Origin of the sequence: Bradyrhizobium sp. UBA2491 (assembly GCF_002341725.1) — a bacterium.
Lineage (GTDB): Bacteria > Pseudomonadota > Alphaproteobacteria > Rhizobiales > Xanthobacteraceae > Bradyrhizobium.
The window spans coordinates 1-18,736 of the sequence record NZ_DDOP01000049.1; the positions used below are offsets into that span (position 1 = coordinate 1).

The 18,736-nt window shown below is 64.1% G+C and carries 17 protein-coding genes; all 17 read right to left on the reverse strand.

The window, feature by feature from the left end:
- Positions 1–604, reverse strand: a 604-nt coding sequence (locus tag B2W55_RS16120; protein ID WP_291532246.1) for an ATP-binding cassette domain-containing protein, incomplete at its 3' end; no start/stop codon positions are given.
- Positions 601–1,632, reverse strand: a complete 1,032-nt coding sequence (locus tag B2W55_RS16125) for a branched-chain amino acid ABC transporter permease (RefSeq protein ID WP_029879021.1) — start codon at positions 1,630–1,632, stop codon at positions 601–603. The genes B2W55_RS16120 and B2W55_RS16125, both read right to left, overlap by 4 nt.
- A 6-nt stretch (positions 1,633–1,638) precedes the next feature.
- A complete protein-coding gene (locus tag B2W55_RS16130) occupies positions 1,639–2,502 on the reverse strand; it encodes a branched-chain amino acid ABC transporter permease (protein ID WP_024580706.1) in 864 nt (287 codons plus the stop codon).
- Between the two features lie 5 nt (positions 2,503–2,507).
- Positions 2,508–3,773, reverse strand: a complete 1,266-nt coding sequence (locus tag B2W55_RS16135; RefSeq protein ID WP_029879020.1) for an ABC transporter substrate-binding protein — start codon at positions 3,771–3,773, stop codon at positions 2,508–2,510.
- Positions 3,774–4,040: 267 nt separating this feature from the next.
- The gene (locus B2W55_RS16140; protein WP_024580704.1) at positions 4,041–4,430 is read right to left on the reverse strand and encodes a nuclear transport factor 2 family protein; all 390 of its coding nucleotides are present in this window, start codon (positions 4,428–4,430) and stop codon (positions 4,041–4,043) included.
- Positions 4,431–4,446: 16 nt separating this feature from the next.
- The gene (locus B2W55_RS16145) at positions 4,447–5,241 is read right to left on the reverse strand and encodes a MoaF C-terminal domain-containing protein (RefSeq protein ID WP_024580703.1); all 795 of its coding nucleotides are present in this window, start codon (positions 5,239–5,241) and stop codon (positions 4,447–4,449) included.
- Positions 5,242–5,255: 14 nt separating this feature from the next.
- Positions 5,256–6,044: an SDR family NAD(P)-dependent oxidoreductase gene (locus B2W55_RS16150; protein ID WP_024580702.1), complete on the reverse strand. Its 789-nt coding sequence runs from the start codon at positions 6,042–6,044 to the stop codon at positions 5,256–5,258.
- 340 nt (positions 6,045–6,384) lie between these two features.
- Entirely contained in the window at positions 6,385–6,630 is a 246-nt protein-coding gene (locus B2W55_RS16155; RefSeq protein WP_145987280.1) for a hypothetical protein, read from the reverse strand.
- Between the two features lie 471 nt (positions 6,631–7,101).
- Positions 7,102–7,791, reverse strand: a complete 690-nt coding sequence (locus B2W55_RS16160; protein WP_024580700.1) for a 4'-phosphopantetheinyl transferase family protein — start codon at positions 7,789–7,791, stop codon at positions 7,102–7,104.
- 1 nt (position 7,792) lies between these two features.
- The gene (locus B2W55_RS16165) at positions 7,793–9,190 is read right to left on the reverse strand and encodes an isochorismate synthase (protein ID WP_024580699.1); all 1,398 of its coding nucleotides are present in this window, start codon (positions 9,188–9,190) and stop codon (positions 7,793–7,795) included.
- Positions 9,190–9,522 carry an isochorismate lyase gene (locus B2W55_RS16170; protein WP_024580698.1) on the reverse strand — a complete coding sequence of 111 codons (333 nt, stop codon included), beginning with the start codon at positions 9,520–9,522 and terminating at the stop codon, positions 9,190–9,192. The genes B2W55_RS16165 and B2W55_RS16170 overlap by 1 nt, the downstream gene beginning before the upstream one ends.
- Before the next feature lie 18 nt (positions 9,523–9,540).
- Positions 9,541–10,869, reverse strand: coding sequence for a cytochrome P450 (locus tag B2W55_RS16175; RefSeq protein ID WP_043855508.1), 1,329 nt, complete (start codon positions 10,867–10,869; stop codon positions 9,541–9,543).
- Positions 10,850–12,589, reverse strand: coding sequence for an ABC transporter ATP-binding protein (locus B2W55_RS16180; protein WP_200894405.1), 1,740 nt, complete (start codon positions 12,587–12,589; stop codon positions 10,850–10,852). Before B2W55_RS16180 ends, B2W55_RS16175 begins: the two co-directional genes overlap by 20 nt.
- 44 nt (positions 12,590–12,633) lie before the next feature.
- Positions 12,634–14,430 carry an ABC transporter ATP-binding protein gene (locus B2W55_RS16185; protein ID WP_291532247.1) on the reverse strand — a complete coding sequence of 599 codons (1,797 nt, stop codon included), beginning with the start codon at positions 14,428–14,430 and terminating at the stop codon, positions 12,634–12,636.
- The gene (locus B2W55_RS16190; protein ID WP_024580694.1) at positions 14,431–15,666 is read right to left on the reverse strand and encodes an MFS transporter; all 1,236 of its coding nucleotides are present in this window, start codon (positions 15,664–15,666) and stop codon (positions 14,431–14,433) included.
- A gap of 270 nt (positions 15,667–15,936) precedes the next feature.
- A complete protein-coding gene (locus B2W55_RS16195) occupies positions 15,937–16,896 on the reverse strand; it encodes a helix-turn-helix transcriptional regulator (protein WP_024580693.1) in 960 nt (319 codons plus the stop codon).
- Positions 16,897–17,143: 247 nt separating this feature from the next.
- A complete protein-coding gene (locus B2W55_RS16200; RefSeq protein ID WP_291532250.1) occupies positions 17,144–18,733 on the reverse strand; it encodes a (2,3-dihydroxybenzoyl)adenylate synthase in 1,590 nt (529 codons plus the stop codon).
- Positions 18,734–18,736: the final 3 nt, after the last annotated feature.

The following is an 18,736-nucleotide window of genomic DNA, read 5'->3' on the forward strand; positions in this document are numbered from 1 at the left end:
TATTGCAGGCCGAATGACAATCGACGTCATGATCGACCAACAGCACCTGCGCGCCGCAATGACCGTGAATAGCCTTGATGACGTCGCGCAGGTGCTCGCTCTCATGCTGTGCGAGCCCCGCTCCGGGCTCGTCCATCATGATCAATCGGGGTAGGCCTGCGGTCGCCCGCGCGATCTCCAGCATGCGGCGCTGATAGGCGTTCAGCTCATGTCCAGGCGTATTGCGCCTGGCGAGAAGACCGACGAAGTCCAACGCCTTGTCGATCGACAGCCGCTGCGGCTGGCCGTCCATCGGCACGTTGTCGAGCACCGCGGCAACATTGTCGCCGGCGGTCAGATTCTCGACGATCTGCTCATTCTGAAAGGTTCGGCGGAGGCCAAACGCGGCGCGCTTGCGAATGGGAATATCCTTCAGGTCTCGTCCATCGACCCGCACGCGGCCCTTCGTCGGCCGCACGAATCCGGAAAGGACGTTGATCAAGGTGGTCTTGCCGGCGCCGTTCGGGCCGACCAGGCCGGTGACCGGCTCCGCCAGATTGGCGGTCAAGGCGTTCAAGCCGAGCACGCCGCCGAATTGCACGGTGACATCGTCGATCTCGATCATGGCTCGGCCTCTCGCTTGCCGCGCAAGAGCCGGCGAACCGTCCGAACCAGATCCGCCAGTTGGCCGGCGACGCCACGCGGCGCCGTGATCAAGGCGTGCAGCAGGCCGAGGCCGAAGATCATGGTCGCGATATTGCCGTCGACACGAAAGTCGTTCAGCAGCGCCGGGAATGCCCGCAGCAGCAACCCGGCAATGATCGGGCCGAACCAGGAATAGGCCCCGCCGACGATAGTCAGCGCGAACAGCATGATCGACTGGCTGGCGGGGAATGCGCTTGCATCGAGCTGGCCGACGCCGCCCGCGAGCAGTCCGCCGGCAATTCCCGCAAGGAAGCCAGCCAGCGCAAAGGCCCGCACCTTGTAGGCGGTGATGTCGACGCCACCGGCCAGCGCGCAGACTTCGCTGCGGCGGATCATCGCCCATGCGCGGCCCGGTCGCCCACGAACATGCAACAGCACGAGCAGGTAACAGAGCGCTGCGATCACGATGGCATAACGCAGATAGGCTTCATCGTTCTGCGCGAGGAAGGGACGCGCCATCATCATCCGCGTTCCCGTGCTCTTGCCGAGGATGCCCGAGCCTCCATCCGGAAAGCCGAACGCGCTGATCAGCACCTGGATCGCACCGGCCATCATCAAGGTGATGATCGCCAGGTAAAGCCCGCGCATCCGCAGCGCGGGCAGGCCGATGACCAGCCCAACCAGCGCCGCGGCGAAGCCGCCCGTCAGCAGCGCGAGCTCGAACGGTACGCCGAGGCCATGCGATATTCTGAGCGCGAACCAGCCGCCAACTCCGAGCAGGCCATACTGGGCCAGTGAGACCATGCCGAGCTGAGCGAACAGCACACTGACGCTCAAGCTGGCGACGGTGAGCGCGGTGACCGAGATCAGCGTGCGCAGCCAGTAGTCGCTGAGCGCAGCCGGCAGGAAATAGAGCGCGGCAAGCGCGCCGGCACACATGGCGAGCTCGCGCAACGGCAATCGTGAAAAGGGAATCAGTGCGGTTGCCTCCAGGCTTCGATCAGTCACGCCAGCTCACCTGTAGACGAAGGTCATGCGACGCTGCATCCACAGCATGGCGCCAACCGCAAAGAGAAAGGGGATCGCGGTGCGGAACGGCCCGATCACGGGGACCGGCGTCAGCAGTGCCTCGCAGACCCCGATCACCAGGCCGCCAGCAACGGTCGCAGGCAGGGATACAAAGCGCCCGAGCACCGCGGCGGCGATCGCCGGAATCACCGCGAAGGTGAGAGCCTGCCCGCTCAAGCGCTGCAAATCGGCCAGCAACACGCCGCTGACGCCCGCCAGCAGGCCGGAGATCACCCACGCCCAGCTGTCGACGCGAAGTACGCGAACCCCGAGCATCGCGCTGAGATCGCGGTTGCTGGCGAGCGCGCGCATCTGAAGGCCAATGCGGCTATAGGCGAGAAACAACATCACGGCACTGGTCGCCAGCACGCCAAGGCCGAATGCAATTGCCCGCGTCATCGTGATCCGGACGCCCAGGAGCTCGAAACTCATCGTATCCGTGGGCAGGCGAAGCCGGCGTGGCGCCTCCCCCCAGACGTAACCCATGAAGCCGAGCAGGATCAGCGCAAAACTCAGCGTTGCCACCGCACGCATGATCGGATCGCTGTAGGCGAGGCGGGGTGCAATGACCCGACCATAGAACAGCGAGACGAGCGCGGCGGCAGTGACGCCGGCGACCCACGACCAGCCAGGGGGCCCTCCGTGCTCGACGATCGACCAGGAGATAAAGGCCGCCAGGGCACCGACGGCGCCCTGGGCGAAATTGACAATGCCCGCAGCCCGGTAGAGCACCACGATGCCGACGCCGGACAGGACGTAGGTTGCCGCCGTCGCGAGGCCCGAAACGAGAAAGGGCGTGAAATCAGGCATGGCTGCTACTTCGCGATGCCGATCGTCTTCTCGTAGGCGTGCACATCGTCGAGTTCGGGATCTTCCGACTCGATGCACACCGGCTTTGCCACGAGTTTGCCGTCCTTGACGAATGACACGGGGCCCGCATGATTTGCGTTGTGACGAGGCCCGTCGCCGACATACCAGGGCGAACACCACATATCGCTTTCGAACCGCTTGATGTTGCGCAGAGCCGCCGTCACCGATTTCCGATCGATCTTGGCGGCATCCATCTTCAGCAGGGTTTCAGCGGTGACCCGTGCGGCGAGGTAACCGGCTTGCGAGAACGTGTCCCTCGGATCGGAGGCCTGGCCGTATTTGTCCATCACCGCGAGCCAGTTCAGCATGTCGGGTGTGCCCGCATCGGCCGCATTCAGCTCCATGTCCACGGTGACCTTGCCGTCCCAGTATTTTCCGATCGCACGAGGAAAGTCCGGATTGTACAGGGAGGCGGGTCCGGTGAAATGCACCTTGTCGGCAAGCCCCTGCTCTTCCGCAGCGGCAAAGATCGGAACAGCCAGGCCCTTGGGCGTGCCAACGCTGATGACGTCAGGCTTGAAGGCCATTGCCTCGAGGACGACCGAGGTGGCATCGAGCGAGCCGGGGTCGAAGGTGATGATCTTGCCGTCGCCGCCCTGCTTCTTGATCCAGGCGACCGCACCGGAACAGGACCATTCACCGAGGTTCGGGATGTTCGGCGCGATGCAAACGACGCGCTTGATCTTGCCCGGATAGGTCTGCGCCACATCCATCACGGCTTTGGTGTTGCTGACGCGCGGGCCGGCGTTGGTCGGTGCATAGTTCTTCTGGAAGAAGCAGTCGCGCGGGACACCGACCCCCGCAATGACCATGATATCTTCCTTTTCGTAGATGCCCTGGTTCGCACCACAATCGACAAAGCTCATATTGCCGACCAGCGCCACGGCCTTCTGATCGCGGATGAGCTTGGCTGCGACCTGCGACGACTGCTCGGGATTCCAGCCGTCATCTTCCATCTGGTACTTGATCGGACGTCCGTTGACGCCGCCATTGGCGTTCAGGCACTTGAAGTAGGCCGCGGCTGCCAGGCCGGACGAGCTGAAATTATCCGGTCCGGTGACGCTGACGATTCCGCCGATCACGATCGGCTCACCGGTTGCCGCCTTGCCGGTGGTGGCGCCGCATTTGGCATCCGCCGCGTGGGCCACGCCGCCGGCACAGCCGAGCAGCGCTGCCGTAACGATTCCCAGGATCGTGTTCCTCAAGCTCATGCGTTTCCCCTCCTTAGGCCACCCAGCGGGATGGCGACGTTGCACCGGCGCGTCCGTTTGAGATCGCGGCGCTCCTTGGAGCGAAGCCGTCCGCAACCGTCCGACGCTTGTCGAGCTGGCGGATAGTAGGCCCGGCCCTTCGCAGGCGTCTTGGACTCCGACGCGGCCTGCCTAGGACGCAAACGAGCAAGGCTGGACCCGCAAAAAAAGACGCGGCCCACATCGTGAGCCGCGCCGAGGAGGGCCGAGGAGGAAGGAATCCCGGCTCTAGGTCGTCGCGTCGGCAACGAGGCTGGTGTCGGCAAACTGCTCGAAGCGAACGACCCGCCCCTCGTTCATGTCCCAAACATGCACCACGCGCGCCGTCATCGATTTCCCGGTCTGCTTGTAACGGCCCGAATAGGTCCCGACACCGACGATGGTGGCACCGCCATCGATCAGCCGTTCGAGCGCGAACGTATAGTCGATCCACTCCTCGCCGATGCGCTTGAAGACGCCGTCCACGATGGCGCCGGCGCCGACATATGTGCCCGCATACGGAAAGCCTGCCATCTCGGTCCAGCGCGTTTCGGGAGTGATGGGCGCCATCATGCCCGCAACATCCTTGCGGTCGGACGCCGCGTAATGCGCCTTGATTGCATCGTAGTTCGCGCTCACTTCGCCTTGCCTCCCGTCAAACCGGTTGCTTGCTGTCGTCGTAGGAGGTCCGCGACTTCATCGCGATGAACGCGCCGGCGGGCTTGTTCTCGATCGTGCCCTGGCTGGTCACGCCAAGAAATTTCCCGGTCGAACGCATGTCGTCCCAATTGTAGAAGAAGATCGACGCCACCGGGATGATGAACTCACGAAACCCGAACACATATTGGTTGTGATCGAATTTGTAGGTGGTGGCCAAATCGACGTCGCCGTGCCCGCGCTGCACGCCGACGATGTTCTGCCAAGCATAGCGCTGTGAACTCAGATAGACGTGCTCGTAGACGTGCTGCGGGCTGTATTCGTAATGCGCGGTCAGCCCGATCAGATCCCGCGTCGGCGCAGGCTCGATCCCTGTGGCCGGAACCGCGGGGTCGCCGACGATGCCGGGCGTATAGTCTTGCCGCACGCGGGGCTCACCAGGCGCTTCGCTCGCAGGCCGCACCCGCTCCCGCACCGAAAGGACCCGACGCGTCCTGAGATTGACGATGAAGGCCTCGTCCTCATCGGGGCGCCCGGAGAACGTCATGTTGATGAAGAGCACGTCCGGCGCGACATCGATCGCCTCGTACCAGTCCTGCCCGGCTGCGCTCCCCTCCGCCCATTCAACCCGATCTGCAGAGGCGAAGTTCAGTCTGACCGCACGCCCGTTTTGCAGCGTGACATCGAGCGACTTGCCCGCGAGCCTGTCCGTAACCGGCAGGCGATTGGTGGCGATGCCGGCGGCAAAGTCATCGAAATGTTTCCAGTCCGCAGGCCTGCTTGCTTGCTCCATCTCACACGTCCTCCTTACTCGACAAACGCCAGCGTCGGCAGATCGACCACGGTGGCGCCGCCATCGACCGTCAGGATCGAGCCATTCATCGCGCTCGCTTCGTCCGAGGCCAGGAAGCAAACGACATTGGCAACCTCTTCCGGCGTTGCCGGCCGGCCGAGCGGCACGTCCTTGGTCACCAGGCGATAAGCTTCTTCGATCGAGGAAAGCCGGTGCTTCTCGACCAGCACCTGCATCTGTTCGTCGGCCATGGCCGTCGCGACCCAGCCCGGGCAGACCGTGTTGGTCCGCACGCCCTTGCGGCCGTAGTCACGGGCCAGCGATTTGCCCAGGCCGATACAGGCATGTTTCATGGTGACGTAGCCGGCGGCCTGCGGGCCTGCGAACAGGCCGGCGATCGACGCAACGATCACAATGGCGCCCCGTCGCTCGATCAGGTCGGGAAGGGTTTCGCGCGCGCAAACGAAAGCCGTGTCAAGGTTGAGGCGCGTCGACAGCGCCCAGGTCTCGTCCGTCATCGAGATGGTCGGGCCGACCCCATGACCACCGGCATTGGCGACGAGAATATCGAGCTTGCCAAGCTTGCCCTGAATCTCACCGAGCGCGGCGCGGACCGCAGCGCCATCCGCGGCGTCGGCCTGCACCACGAGGCACCCGGTCTGATCGGCAAGCTCCCGCAGCGGCTCGCTGCGCCGCCCCATGACCGCGACCCTGGCGCCGTCCGCGGCAAGACGCCGCGCGACCGCCGCACCGATACCGGTTCCACCACCGGTCACCAGTGCATTTCGTCCAGCAAATCTCATTGGTACCTCGAGCGCTGTTCCCGGATCGACGCTTCGCAGAGACGCGGCGGCGCGCCAAGGACCAGATAGGCCAGCCGAATGGAAGCTGTCTTGGACTCGCGCGCAGGCCCGCTAGGACGGCGGCGAGACCGATTGGTGCCGACGGAGCTTCAGGCGAGTTGGGAGACAATACGAGGGCATCGAGACGAACCCTCAATGGCGGCCCTTGTCTCCACAGCCACGGGATCGCGGCGCATGACAGAGCCATCTTCGCCGCCACGGTCGCGACGACCGCGTAACCGGCATGAACGCACCGGCTCCGACCGATCAACAGATTCGGCTAGCTCGTCCGGATGCGAGGTCAAGCAATGCGACGAACGATCGGGCTTGGCACCTCGAACCGGTTGACGGCAGTCCTTCCGTCGATCTGCTTCAGCTTGAGCGACGGGCTCGGCCGCTCCACCGCGATCCGTTTCGTGACGGTCAGAACAGCCATCAAACTTGCGGCGCAGAAGCCCACCAGCAGGATTCCGCCTACCCATCGAAGGATGTTCATGTGATCAGGCCGCATGCCCGTTGGTGGGGTCTCGCTTGATGTAGGGTCCATGCAGGACGTCCTGCCGTCTCACATAGAGCGTGCTGGAAATCGCACCGACGGCAATCACTACGATCGATAAAATCATCAACTCAACAGGCATGTGGTGCCTCGCCATTTTGCAATAGGCGCAACATGGAGACGAGGCCGAAGCGCCGTCAACAGCACCACGGAATTAACCTCAATTGGTATGGCTAATCGGGCAACGCGCCCGAAGCGAGCCCAGTCATCCGATGGCGCGCGGACGAGCCGGGGTCGCCGGCACGCTGACGCGACGGATATCGGCCGCCACCGTCCGTCCCGGGCGGCCGGACGGTGATAGCCGCTGCGGGCAATCGATGATTGAACGGACACGCAGTAACCAGGAACGCCTCGAAGCTGGCGCCGCCAGTTCTTGTACGCCTCGGCGAGCTTCGTCGGCCGAATGGATGGAATTCAATCTGATCGACGCCGGATGGCGCATACCTGCAAGAATCGCCGACGCTACCGGGCAATCAAGCCGCACTCCCGCGTAAATGCCGTCCGAACGATGTGGGCGGGGGGGCCGCATTTTCTCGCAACTGCTCCGATCTCACGGCCGGGCAAATCGAGAAGGACAAGAGAACTCGAACCACCGTTCAGACCGATCTCGATCGCTCGCCAATTGCGTATGTCGACCTCACAAAGCCCGACATCCAGCGTATCCGGGGCCAGTGAGAAGCCACAACCAATGGCTTTCACGATAGCCTCTTTGCGTACCCACAGGCGAAGCAACATTGCGGCGGGGCAGCCAGCGGTGATCTCTGCCCTCTCCCGGTCGGAGAGGATCGCATCAAACCATCCTTGCTCCGCCGCCGGATCATCGGTTTCGATATCCACGCCGACCGGCGCCAGTTCATCAAGGGCGAACAGTGCGGCCCGGCCGGTATGCGATAGATTGAAGAACGGACCGTTCTTCAGTTCCGGCTTATTCCAGGCATTGTAGGCTATCGCGACGTCCACGGGCCGAACACCGAGCAACCGTCCCAAGGCGTGGCGCATCATCACCCGGCCCGCCACGAACCGCCGCGCAAGCTCTGGTCGCGCGTAGCGGCCCGCCCTTGCCCGCTCCGCCGTGTCGAGACAGCTCGCGACCGACGCATCGCTAAGCGACGGATCATCAAGGTCGGCGGAGAATAGCGTGAGAACCGCCATGCTATCCGTAGCGTCGCGACATCGATGGACGGCTGCTCAGCGCCGACGCCATCGTCCGCATCTTCACTTCGGTCTCCCGATATTCATCGTCGGGCGACGAGCCATCAACGATCCCGCAACCGGCAAACAGCGTGGCGCATCCCTCATGCAACAGTGCCGAACGCAACGCGACGGCAAATTCACCTTCTCCTCGGTCGTCGATCCAGCCGACCGGCCCAGCATACCAGCCACGATCCAAGCCCTCCTGTTCCCGAATGTGGGCAAGCGCGGCTGCGCGGGGTAGACCTCCGACCGCCGGGCTCGGATGAAGCTGCTCCAGCAGCGCGAGCAGTTGCAGATCATCATGTGCCTGCCCCTCGATCGGCGTTATCAGGTGTTGCACATGCGGCAACTTGCGCAGGTCCGGCTCCTCGGCAATTCGCAGCCGCCTGCAATGGCGGGCCAGAACCGATCGAAGTTCATGCACCACAAGCGCATGCTCATGACGATCTTTGGCGCTGCGCAGCAAGCCCAGTCCGAGGCGCGCGTCTTCGACCGGGACCGTGCTCCGCGGCGCGCTGCCAGCCAAAGCCCAGGTCGACAGGTAGCCGTCGCGGAACTCGATCAAGCGCTCCGGAGACGCTCCCAAGAAGCAGGCGTCCTGGCGCGCGAAGGCGAAGAGGTAGGCATCAGGATGGGTCTCGGACAGGTTCGAGAGAATATCCTCGATCGGAACGGTGAGCGGTACGGTCCTCGTGCGCGCCAACACCACCTTGGCCATTGCGCCGGCACCAATGCTGTCAATGGCCGCCGCCACCTTGCGTTTCCAGCTATCGGCGGCAACGTCGGGATCCGGCGCATCGGCAAGCCCGGCGCCGCATGACGCAGGTGGCCGACGCGACACGATCCTTGTCCAATCCGCAATCGCGTCGTTGGCCAACGCGACGCAATCCGATGTGGCGGTCACCAGGATATTGATGGTGAGCCGGGTCGCCCCGCCGCGCCGGGACAAGCAGAAGCGCGCCAAGGTGAGCGCGGCGGCCGGAAAGTGCCGCCACCGCGACCGGCGTGGACAGAATCGGTCAAAGGCAAAGCCGCCGCACAGCAGCGGCCGATGACCACCGTGGATGACGGCTGTCTCAACGAGATGCAACCATTGCTGCTGAATGGCGGACCACGGCGTCTCCGCTCCGACCTGGAATTCACGCGCCGCTCCCAGCCCAAGCAGCGCAAGCTCCCGTTGCGGGATCGCCCACAGCGTCGCCGATGGCTCGATCAACCGGTTCGACGCGAAGAGGATGGCGTGGTCGCTGGCGGTCCACGGCATGGAATACGATGCCAAAATCTCCGGCCGGTCTTCATTGACGCGGCCTTTCGCCTCGGTCAGGCATTGCAGCAGGTCCGAGGGAGGTTGCGACATCATCGCGATCCCCCTCGGGCCGCAACGCCGTGCAGCGTCCGCCAATGCAAAACCTGCTGGTCGATGAACCACTGGATCAGCCCCGCAAACAGCATTTCGACGCCGTCCGCCGGTAGCCCCGCAGCATCGGCCCAAGCGCGCCGGTCGGCCAGCATGACGGCCACCCGTTCAGGGGCCGGAATGCTTTCTTCGGTCGGTTTGAACTGCGCTGCTGCCCTGACGTAAGCCATGCGGTGTTTCAGGATCGCGACGATCTGCCGGTCCAAATCATCAAGTCCCTCGCGGATGTCACCGAGATTCTCACAACATTCCGGTGCCTTGGGTGGCGGCATTGGAGCCCTCCATGAAGATCAGAAACGGCCCTCGGTCGCACCAGTCACGGCGCCGTGGCGGGCCGACTGTGACGATGCCTCCGAATAGCGGACCGGCATGCGCCGGATTCCGGTGTGCTTGTTGCTTCGCACCCACTCGGTGTCACCGGCGAGGTCGAAACCGTCGACACGCTCCAGCAGCGCATTCAGCACGACGCGCATCTCGAGCCTCGAGAGTTGCGCACCGAGACAACCATGACCGCCACTGCCGAATGCCAGATGGGGATTGGCCGGCCGGCCGATATCGAACGCGAAAGGTTGCTCGAAAATCGCCTCGTCGCGATTGGCCGATGCCCACCACAACGTCACCTTCTCGCCACGCCGGATCAGCCGGCCGCCAATCTCGACGTCACGGGTTGCGGTCCGGCGGTTGTAGGGCGTCGGCGACGTCCAGCGCAGGATCTCTTCCAGGGCCGGGTCAATCAATGATCGCTGGTTCTGCAAGCGGGTCCATTGCTCCGGATGCTGGATGAAGGCACGAATGCCGCCGGCGATGGCGTTGCGGGTGGTCTCGAGGCCCGCGACCATCACGACATTGAACACCATCAATTGCTCGACGGCCGACAATCGCCCAAGCCCGTCGTTCAACTCGCCGGTCACCGCGAGCGAAATGACGTCCTCTCCCGGAGCCTGCCGCCTGGCTTCAACGAAGCGATGTCCATACGCCATGAACTGCTGCATCGCCTGCGCGCTGGTCTGACTGGTCTCGCCGAGCTGTCGATCGGCGTAGTCGAGCACCGCATTGATCCAGGCAAAGATCTGGTGGCGGTCTTGCGGCGGAATGCCGAGCAAACTCGCAATCGCAAGCAGCGGGAGCTCGGCGGCGATGTCGCTGACGAGATCGCCGTGGCCGCGCCGCACCGCTTGGTCGACCGCGCTCCGCGCCGCATCGGCCAGCACGGGCTCCAGCGCTGCAATCCTCGCATGGGTGATGCCCGGCGCGACCAGACGGCGCAACGCCCGATGCCTTGGATCGTCCATCATATTGATCACCGAGCCGACCCCGACCGAACGGGGCAGGTCCTCGATCATGGTGCCGCCGCCTTCCCGATCGCCGCCGCTCTCGGAGGAGAACGCGACGCTGTCGCGCGCAACGGGGACGATGTCGCGATACCGCGTGAACACCCAGAATCCCTCGCGTCCCGGCGTCAGCGCTGTAGCCGGGTGAAAATGCGGCCCTTCATGTCGCCGCAATGCCGTAAACAGCGGATGCGGAAAGCCGCTTGTGAACAGATCGAGGTTCGTCAGGTCCGTGTCGGGCAGCGGCCATGCCGCCGCACAAGCGCAGCTATCGAGAAGCGGAAGCATAGCGGCTCCGGTCGGGTGCGATATCCTGATCGAAGGCTTGCAGCCGCCAACCTGCCGATGCCGAACGCGCGCGCCAGAACGCCGCATAGCGTCCCTCGGCCGCAAGCAGTTGCGGATGGGTGCCCTGCTCGACGATGCGATGATTGTCGAGCACCACGATCTGATCCGCGTTCCGGATAGCGTCGAGCTGGTGCGTAATGATCAGAAGCGTCTTGCGGCCATGCAGCATGCGGAGGCTTTCGGTGACGGCTGACTGGTTCTCGCCGTCGAGCCCGCTTGCCGCCTCATCCAGCAGCATGATCGGCGCGTCCTTGAGCAGCGCCCGCGCGATACACACGCGTTGGCGCTCGCCTCCGGACAACAGGCTGCCGCGTTCTCCGACCTGACTCTCCAATCCCTGAGGCAGGCGGTCGATGACTTCGTCAAGCCGCGCCAGCTTCGCCACCCGCTCCAGCTCTGGCTCACTCGCCGCGGGATCGCCAAGCAGGACATTCTCGCGCAAGGTTCCAGAAAAGAGATAGGTGTCCTGGAAGACCGGGGCGATCAATCGCATCAACTCCGCGCTTTCGAGATGGCGCAGATCTACGCCGCCGATCCTGACCGCGCCGCGGTCAGGATCGTGAAATCGCGCAATCAGTTGCAGGATCGTGCTTTTGCCCGAGCCGGATATCCCGAGCAGGGCCGTGGTGGTGTTTGCGGGCAATTTCAGATCGATCGCGTCGAGCACCGGCGTTCCGCGGACATAGCCGAAGCCGACCTGATCCAGCTCGATGTCGTACGTCGCGGGCAGCGGCGCCACCGGCGTGAGCAACGGTAGCGGTTCGGCGACCAGAATGGCTTCCACCGCCTCCATCTGCGCCGATGCCATACGGATGCCGGCGCTGTAGTTCGCGACTTCGGTCAACGGGTCAACCACCCGATTGATCAGCACCAGCATCGCGATCAGCGTCGCCAAATGTTGCGGTTCGCTGCCGATTGCGAGCCAGGTGATACCAGCCATCAGCGAGAGAAAGCTGAGCTGGCCGAGCCAGGAATTGGCGAGCAGTGGCGGCAGCACGAGCCAAAGCTGCCGCCGGCTGGCGCGGCTTTGCGCGAGCAGCGCGTCGTCGAACATCGCGTAACCGCGATCGCCGCAACCATAGGCGCGCAGAACCGCCTGGTTCTGCGCGAATTCGACCATGCGCTCACTCGCCTCGGCGGCGGCGCTGGCGACGGCGCGGTCAGCGTCCCGGCCCAAGCGCCCGGCCCACCAATAGACCAGCGCCACCCCAGGAAAGATCACGGCAGCCATCACCGCCAGCCGCCAGTCGAAGAACGTCATCATCGCCACCACCACCAGTGGCGTCACGGTGGCGCGCATCAAAGGGGTCAACTGTCGCGCGGGGAGTCCGAGGATATCCATCACGCCCTGACTCAGGGTCATACCGAGCCGGCCGGTGTTCTGCGGGGTGAACCAGCCGAGCGGCAGCGAAACGACATGATCGCCGACGCGATGGCGCAGGGTCTCCAGCAGCCTGATGGCAACCCGAAAGCCGCGGACGGTCGCGGCATAGTTCAGCAGCCATGTCATGAAGGTGCCAAGGGCCAGCAACGGCAACCACCGCGCCGCGCCGCGCGGGTCGCCAGCCAGCAGCGCCTGCATGATCGGTACGACGAGCACGAAGGTAAGACCTTGCACGACGCAGCAGATCAGCATCAGCCAGAGATAGCGCCGCAGCAACGGTTCACTCCCCGTCCCGAGCAACCGGGCCAACCGTCGAACGATCATCGCTCGCTCGCCTCCGCTTGAGTATTGGGATTCTGAGCTCGCCACATGCGCGCATAGTATCCGTCGCGGGCGAGCAGCGCCTGGTGCTGCCCCGTCTCTACGATTCGGCCCTCGTCCAGCACGGCGATCAGGTCGGCATTCACCACGCTCTTGAGGTTGTGTGCGATCACGAGGACGGTTCGAGCCCGTCCTCGACCCGCCAACAGCGCCGAGAGCCCGGCCTGAATCGCAGCCTCGGCCTCGGCATCGGCCTGCGCGGTGGCCTCGTCCAGCACCAGCACCGGTGGATCGAGCAACAGAGCGCGCGCGATGCTCAACCGTTGCGCCTCGCCGCCCGAGAACCGCGCGTCCTCGCCGTAGACCGACCGGTAGCCGCGCGGAAGCTGGAGGATGCGGCGATGGATATCGGCCGCCGTCGCGGTCGCCTCGATCTCCTCGTCGCTCGTATCCGGTCGTGCCAGCGCGATGTTGTCGCGCACGCTCATGCGCAGCAGCCGCACGTCCTGAAAGACGAAGCCGACATGCCGGTAAAGGTCGCGGGAATTGATCGTGGCAATGTCACGCCCGCCGAGCGTGATGCGGCCGCTCTCGAGCGCATGAAAACGCAGCAGCAGCTTCGCCAACGTCGACTTTCCAGATCCCGAACGACCGACCAGCGCCGTCACCGTGCCCGGCTGCAATGTCAAGGATACGTCATCCAGAATCCGGCGAACTCCGTCGAATGAGAACGTCACGTGTTCGAAACTGACCGAACCGCCGTCCGGTTGCAGTCCCGGCTCAGGCTCCTGCTGTTGCGGAATACTCAGCAGCGCCGATAACCGGGCAAAGGCACCCCGACTGAGCTGAAGCGACTGTGCGCTGCTGCTCAACGCTGCGATCGGGATCGAGATGCCGAGACCCAAAACGGCGAAGGGCACAAGCTGCATGCCCTGCATCCAGCCCTGACTGACGGCGAACGTGCCGCACGTCAGCACCAGGAACAGCAAGGTAATCGGGGCGATCACCAGCGACGACAGCGTCTCCGGCCGGATCAACGGACGCACCCAGGCAAGAAAGAAGGCGAGGAAGTCGTCCACCGCCGCGCGATAGGCCTGATGAGCCTGCCCTTGCCGGCCGAATATCTTGACCAGCGGAATCCCCTGCGCGAACTCGATCACGGAGTGATTGACTTGTGCCAGCGCAGCGCCATATCGCGCCATCTTCTCGCTGCTGCTTGCGGCCACGACACGGCCGTAGAGAAACAGCGAAACCGGCAGCGGTAGCAGCGCCACCAGCGTCATTCGCCAATCGACCTGCATCAGATAGCCGTAGACGAAGAGCGTGGTCGCAACCGCGTTGGCGAGGTTGACGTAGGAATGGGCAATCAGATGATGGATCGCGGTGACGTCGTCTTGGACGCCTTGCTTGATCTGCCCGCTGCTATTGCCGTCCAACCAGCCGAGCGGCGCCCGCGCGATCCGCCGGGCGAGCCGCTGGCGCAGGTCCAGCGCGAATGCGTTGTCCGCTAGATGGGTGACGAGTTCGGCCAACCCGCGCAACGCCAGCCCGCCGCCGAGACATACGGCCGAAAGCACCACAAGCCGCCAGGACTCGTGCTGGCGTGCGCCGTTGCCCAAGAGGATCGGCGCCAGCTCGGACAGCCCGATCAACGGCGCCAGGACCAGCCCCGACGAGATCACCTGCAGGATGATCGCAAGGCACAGCCAGCCGCGGATCGACCGGAGCAGGCCAGCACCCGGCCGCCGGGCTCCAGCATTCGATACGAATGTAGATGTCATGGGCCGTTGATCCAATTACTGCGTACGCCCGATTGCCAACGGTTCGTCCCCTGTCGCGACCGTTGGTTGGCGTGAACGCGTGAACGCGGCAGCGAGCAAGGCCGAGACCGCATAGCCGATGCCGGGTAGAATCAACGTAACGCCATAGCCGAACCGGGCGGCGATGAAGCCGCTCGCCGCGAACCCGACCAAAGCGAATGCCGCCATCATTGACGTCAGGAACGTGACGTCGGTCGCCGTCTCATCCGGCCGTGCGAGACCGAGAAACCAATTGGTGAATGCGACGTGCTGGACCGCGAGGGCGGCAAACACGATACCTACGCCTGCCACGGCGCCGACACGACTCCCGACATACGGTTCGATCAACCAAAGCGCTGCAAAGCCGACAGCCAGGATTGCGCAGCACCAGATGACGCCGCGATGCGGGAGCAGGCGGGCGACGATCGCGCTGGTCAGCGGCGCGATGATCGTGAACGTCAGGATATTTGCTGACGCGCCGATCCAGCCGATGTCCGCGGCGCCAAAGCCGAGATCGACCAGACGCGGCTGAACCATCGCGAACGCCACCGCGACGCCAAGAACGCCGGGAGCGATCAGGACCGCTGTCGTCCAAAGGCTCTCGTTGCGCATGATCGCCAGGATGGACGCGCGACGCGGCATCGACGCCTCGTACTCGCGCCGGGCGGGCTCGGGGATGAAAAATACCCACCCCGCGAAGGCAAGCAACAGCATAGCAAAGCCGAGCAGGGATTGGCGCCAGCCAACCCACTCGATCAATTGTAGAAAGACGGCTCCGCCGATTGCATTGCCGACGGCCCCTCCCCATCCAAGCAACGCGGCGCCGAACGGACGCTCCCCGCTGTCGAGGGCCTCCGCGGCGTAGCCCAATGTCGCGATCCGCTGCGTGGCGGCAAGCGTCGCCAGCACGAGACAAACAACGAGAACCGCAGCGAAATCGATCGCTGGATTGAGCAGCGCCATCGCAACGATCGCCGCAGCGCTGGCCACCTGCGTTGTGAGGATCCACGAGCGCCGCAGTCCGAGACGGTTCAGGCTCCAGCGATCGACGACCGGGGCCCACAGAAAGTTGACAGCGAAGGCAAGGAACACCGTTCCGAACAGGCCGACCAGTTGCAGGCTGGCGCCGTTGGCCCGCAGAATCACCGGAACTGCCGCATAGATGAACGCGATCGCCAGGTATTGCTGGCACGCAAGCGCGGCGATCACGCCATACCGCATGTAACGCTCCATCGGCCCTTCTCCGAGCGCGCTTCTTCGCCTCGCGCCCGCCGCTTGAGTAGGCTCTTTGAGTACCGAAAGACCAGAGCGCTATCGTTTGCGATAAGTTGGATAACGTATGCAGGAAGCTGCGCGATGCGCTCGACCGGATCGGCTGGATGGCTGGCCTTCGGCAGCGGATACGGACCGGCGATCCCCTGCACCGGCGCGCAGCAAGCATCGATGAATCTCGAGGCGCCATTCAGTCGACGCGCAATACCGTGCCGCGAAAGATACGACCCGCTATTCGGCCGCCTGAGTAACGGACGCTTCGCGCGACGAGCGCCGCGTTGAGGTCGGAGCGACGCCGAAACGCCGCCGAAACGCCGTGGCAAAATTGCTGGCGTGGCGGTAACCGACATAGTAGGCGGCCTGCGATACCGTCCAGCCTTCATGCTGTAGCCCGTCGCGCGCACGCGCGAGCCGCTTGTCGCGCAAGAACTGGAAGACCGGCTGACCGATGACGGCCGCAAACTTGCACTTCAGGGTGCTCGTGCTCATTCCGACATCGCGCGCGAGATCGCAGAGGTGATGCTCTGCGTCGAGATTGGCGAGCAGATTGTCGCGCACCCGGTGGATTTTTGCGACATCGCGGGAATGAATCGGACAACCCGTCGACCTGCCCTGGGCTTGCTGGGCCGTGATGGCACATGCCAGCAACTCCAGCGCACAGCTCTCGGCCAACAATCGTCCGACCAGACCGGTATGCTCCGGGGCGAACAGTTCGCGGGTCAACGCGCGGGCACGGCAACTCATGGGTACCGGCTTTGCCGTCGTCTCCTGCAAATGCGCATCGAGATGCTCGGCGAGCTCGGTGTCCATTACGCTGGCCGGACAGGCCTGGATGACCAGAATGCGGGAGCTGTCACCGCGTCGGTAGCTACTCGTCATGCGCATATCGTCGGCCGCCGATAGTGCGACGGCGCTCTCCGCCACCAGACTGACCGTCTGGTCGTCATCGATTTCATAAGTGATCGACGACCCGTCAAGATTGATCGCAATCGTGAGCGATCTTTTGGCGAGACCCATCCGCTCGTTGTCGTGCAGCGTTGTCAGATCGCTGGCGCAGACGTGCAATCCGCTCGGCAGCTTCTGCGTTGCGATGAAGCCGGCGGCCAGGGACGAATCCTCCTGCGTCGGCCTCACATCGGTTGGTCCCGACATCTCGCAGCTATAGCCCCATTCGCTGGCGATATCGGCCAAACTTGAGGGAGAGTACCGATCGCCGTTCGCAATGACAGCCCGATCGGATCGACGTCCAAGCGCTACACTCATCTTGCCAATAGCGACCGGACACTCGGCCGGCGCTAGTCCCTGTTGCTGCAGGACAGCATTCTAGGGAGAGATCGAATAATCCGACAACTACAACGATTTACTTTGCCTCTAAAGAGCGAAACCCGCATCATGGCGGTTCACGACCGCCGAAGCAGCAACACACATCCGGGCGATGTCACGTCACCGATTCCCGAAGGATTGTCGCCAGCTGCCGCTTGTCGACTTTCCCGATTGGCGTGAGCGGGAACCGCTCGACATGCGACAGCTTGTCGGGCCATTTGTAGGCCGCGACCCGTTGGCGCGTGAAGAATGCGCGGATATCGTTCAGGGTGAGATCCCTATCGTCGCAGATGACAACGGCATGAACGGCCTCGTCATGCCCGGCCTGCGGGTCGGCGAACACCGCGGCATCGCGAACCGCGGGATGATCGCGCAAACAGGTCTCGATTTCATCCGCCGCGATCGATTCACCGTGCCGGTTGATGACATCCTTGATCCGTCCTTCGACGATCAGGTGACCGCTGGCCAAACGCCGCACGCGATCCCCGCTGCGATAGAATCCATCCGACGTGAAGGCATGGCGATTGTAATCCGCCGCCCGATAGTATCCGCGGATCGTATAGGGGCCGCGGACCAGGAGCTCGCCGATCTCGCCGGCCGGCACATCCCGCCCGCGCTCATCAACGATCCGCACCTCGTCAGCGTCGCATAGCGGCCGTCCCTGGGTCGCGGCGATCACCTCGGGCGCATCGTCCAGCCGCGTGAAATTCAGCAAACCTTCGGCCATGCCGAACACCTGCTGGAGACGGCAGGGAAATGCAGACGCCAGCCGATCGGCGGCGACGGCATCGAGCTTGGCGCCGCCGACCTGCAACAGGCGCAAAGAGGACAGATCGGGCTGTTCCCATTCGGACGCCTCCAGCCAGAGTGCGGCCAGCGAGGGCACCAGCGCCGTCAGTGTCGCACGGTGACCCGCGATGCTCTCGAACGCCTCCTCCGCCGCCGAACTAGGCGGTACGATGACAGCGCCGCCCCGATCCAGCGTACCGAGAATCCCGGGACATCCCAGCGGGAAATTGTGCGCCATCGGCAACGCCGCCAGATAGCGGTCCTCGGCGGTGACCGCACAGAGCTCCGCACTGGCGCGGAAATTGTAGATGTAATCGGCGTGGGTGCGAGCAATCAATTTCGGCATGCCGGTCGTGCCGCCGGACAGCAGGAGCAGCGCCACGTCTTCCGGAGATACAACGGGCCGCGGCAATGGACCCGTCCCATCGTCCGGCCAATCCGCAAACCGCCGATTCGGCGATCCCAGCAGCGAGAAGCGAAGGCTCGACACCGCGGACCGCAATACCGCTGTGTCGATGCCCGCCTGCTCGGTGCCAAGATAGCCGACCGCCGTTGCGAGTTCAGCCACGTGCGTCACCTCGCGCTGCTGGTGCGCCGGCAGTGCCAACACAGGCACGGCCCCGAGCAGAAGCAGCGCCAGCAGCGCGACGACGAAGTCCGTATCGTTGTGATGCTGCAACACGACCGCTTCGCCCGCGACGACCCCGCGGCCCGCCAGATGGCGCCCGAACCGGTCGGCGCGCGCGACCAACGTGGTGAAATCCCAATCGTCGCGCGCCGTCAGGAGCGCCGTTCGCCCGCCATGGCGGATTGCCCAAGCCCGAACGATATCGGGTAAAGTCTCTTCGCCCCAGTATCCGCGTTGTCGATAGCGGGCGCGCACGGCGTCCGGATAGCGCATGTCGGGCAGCAGCACGGT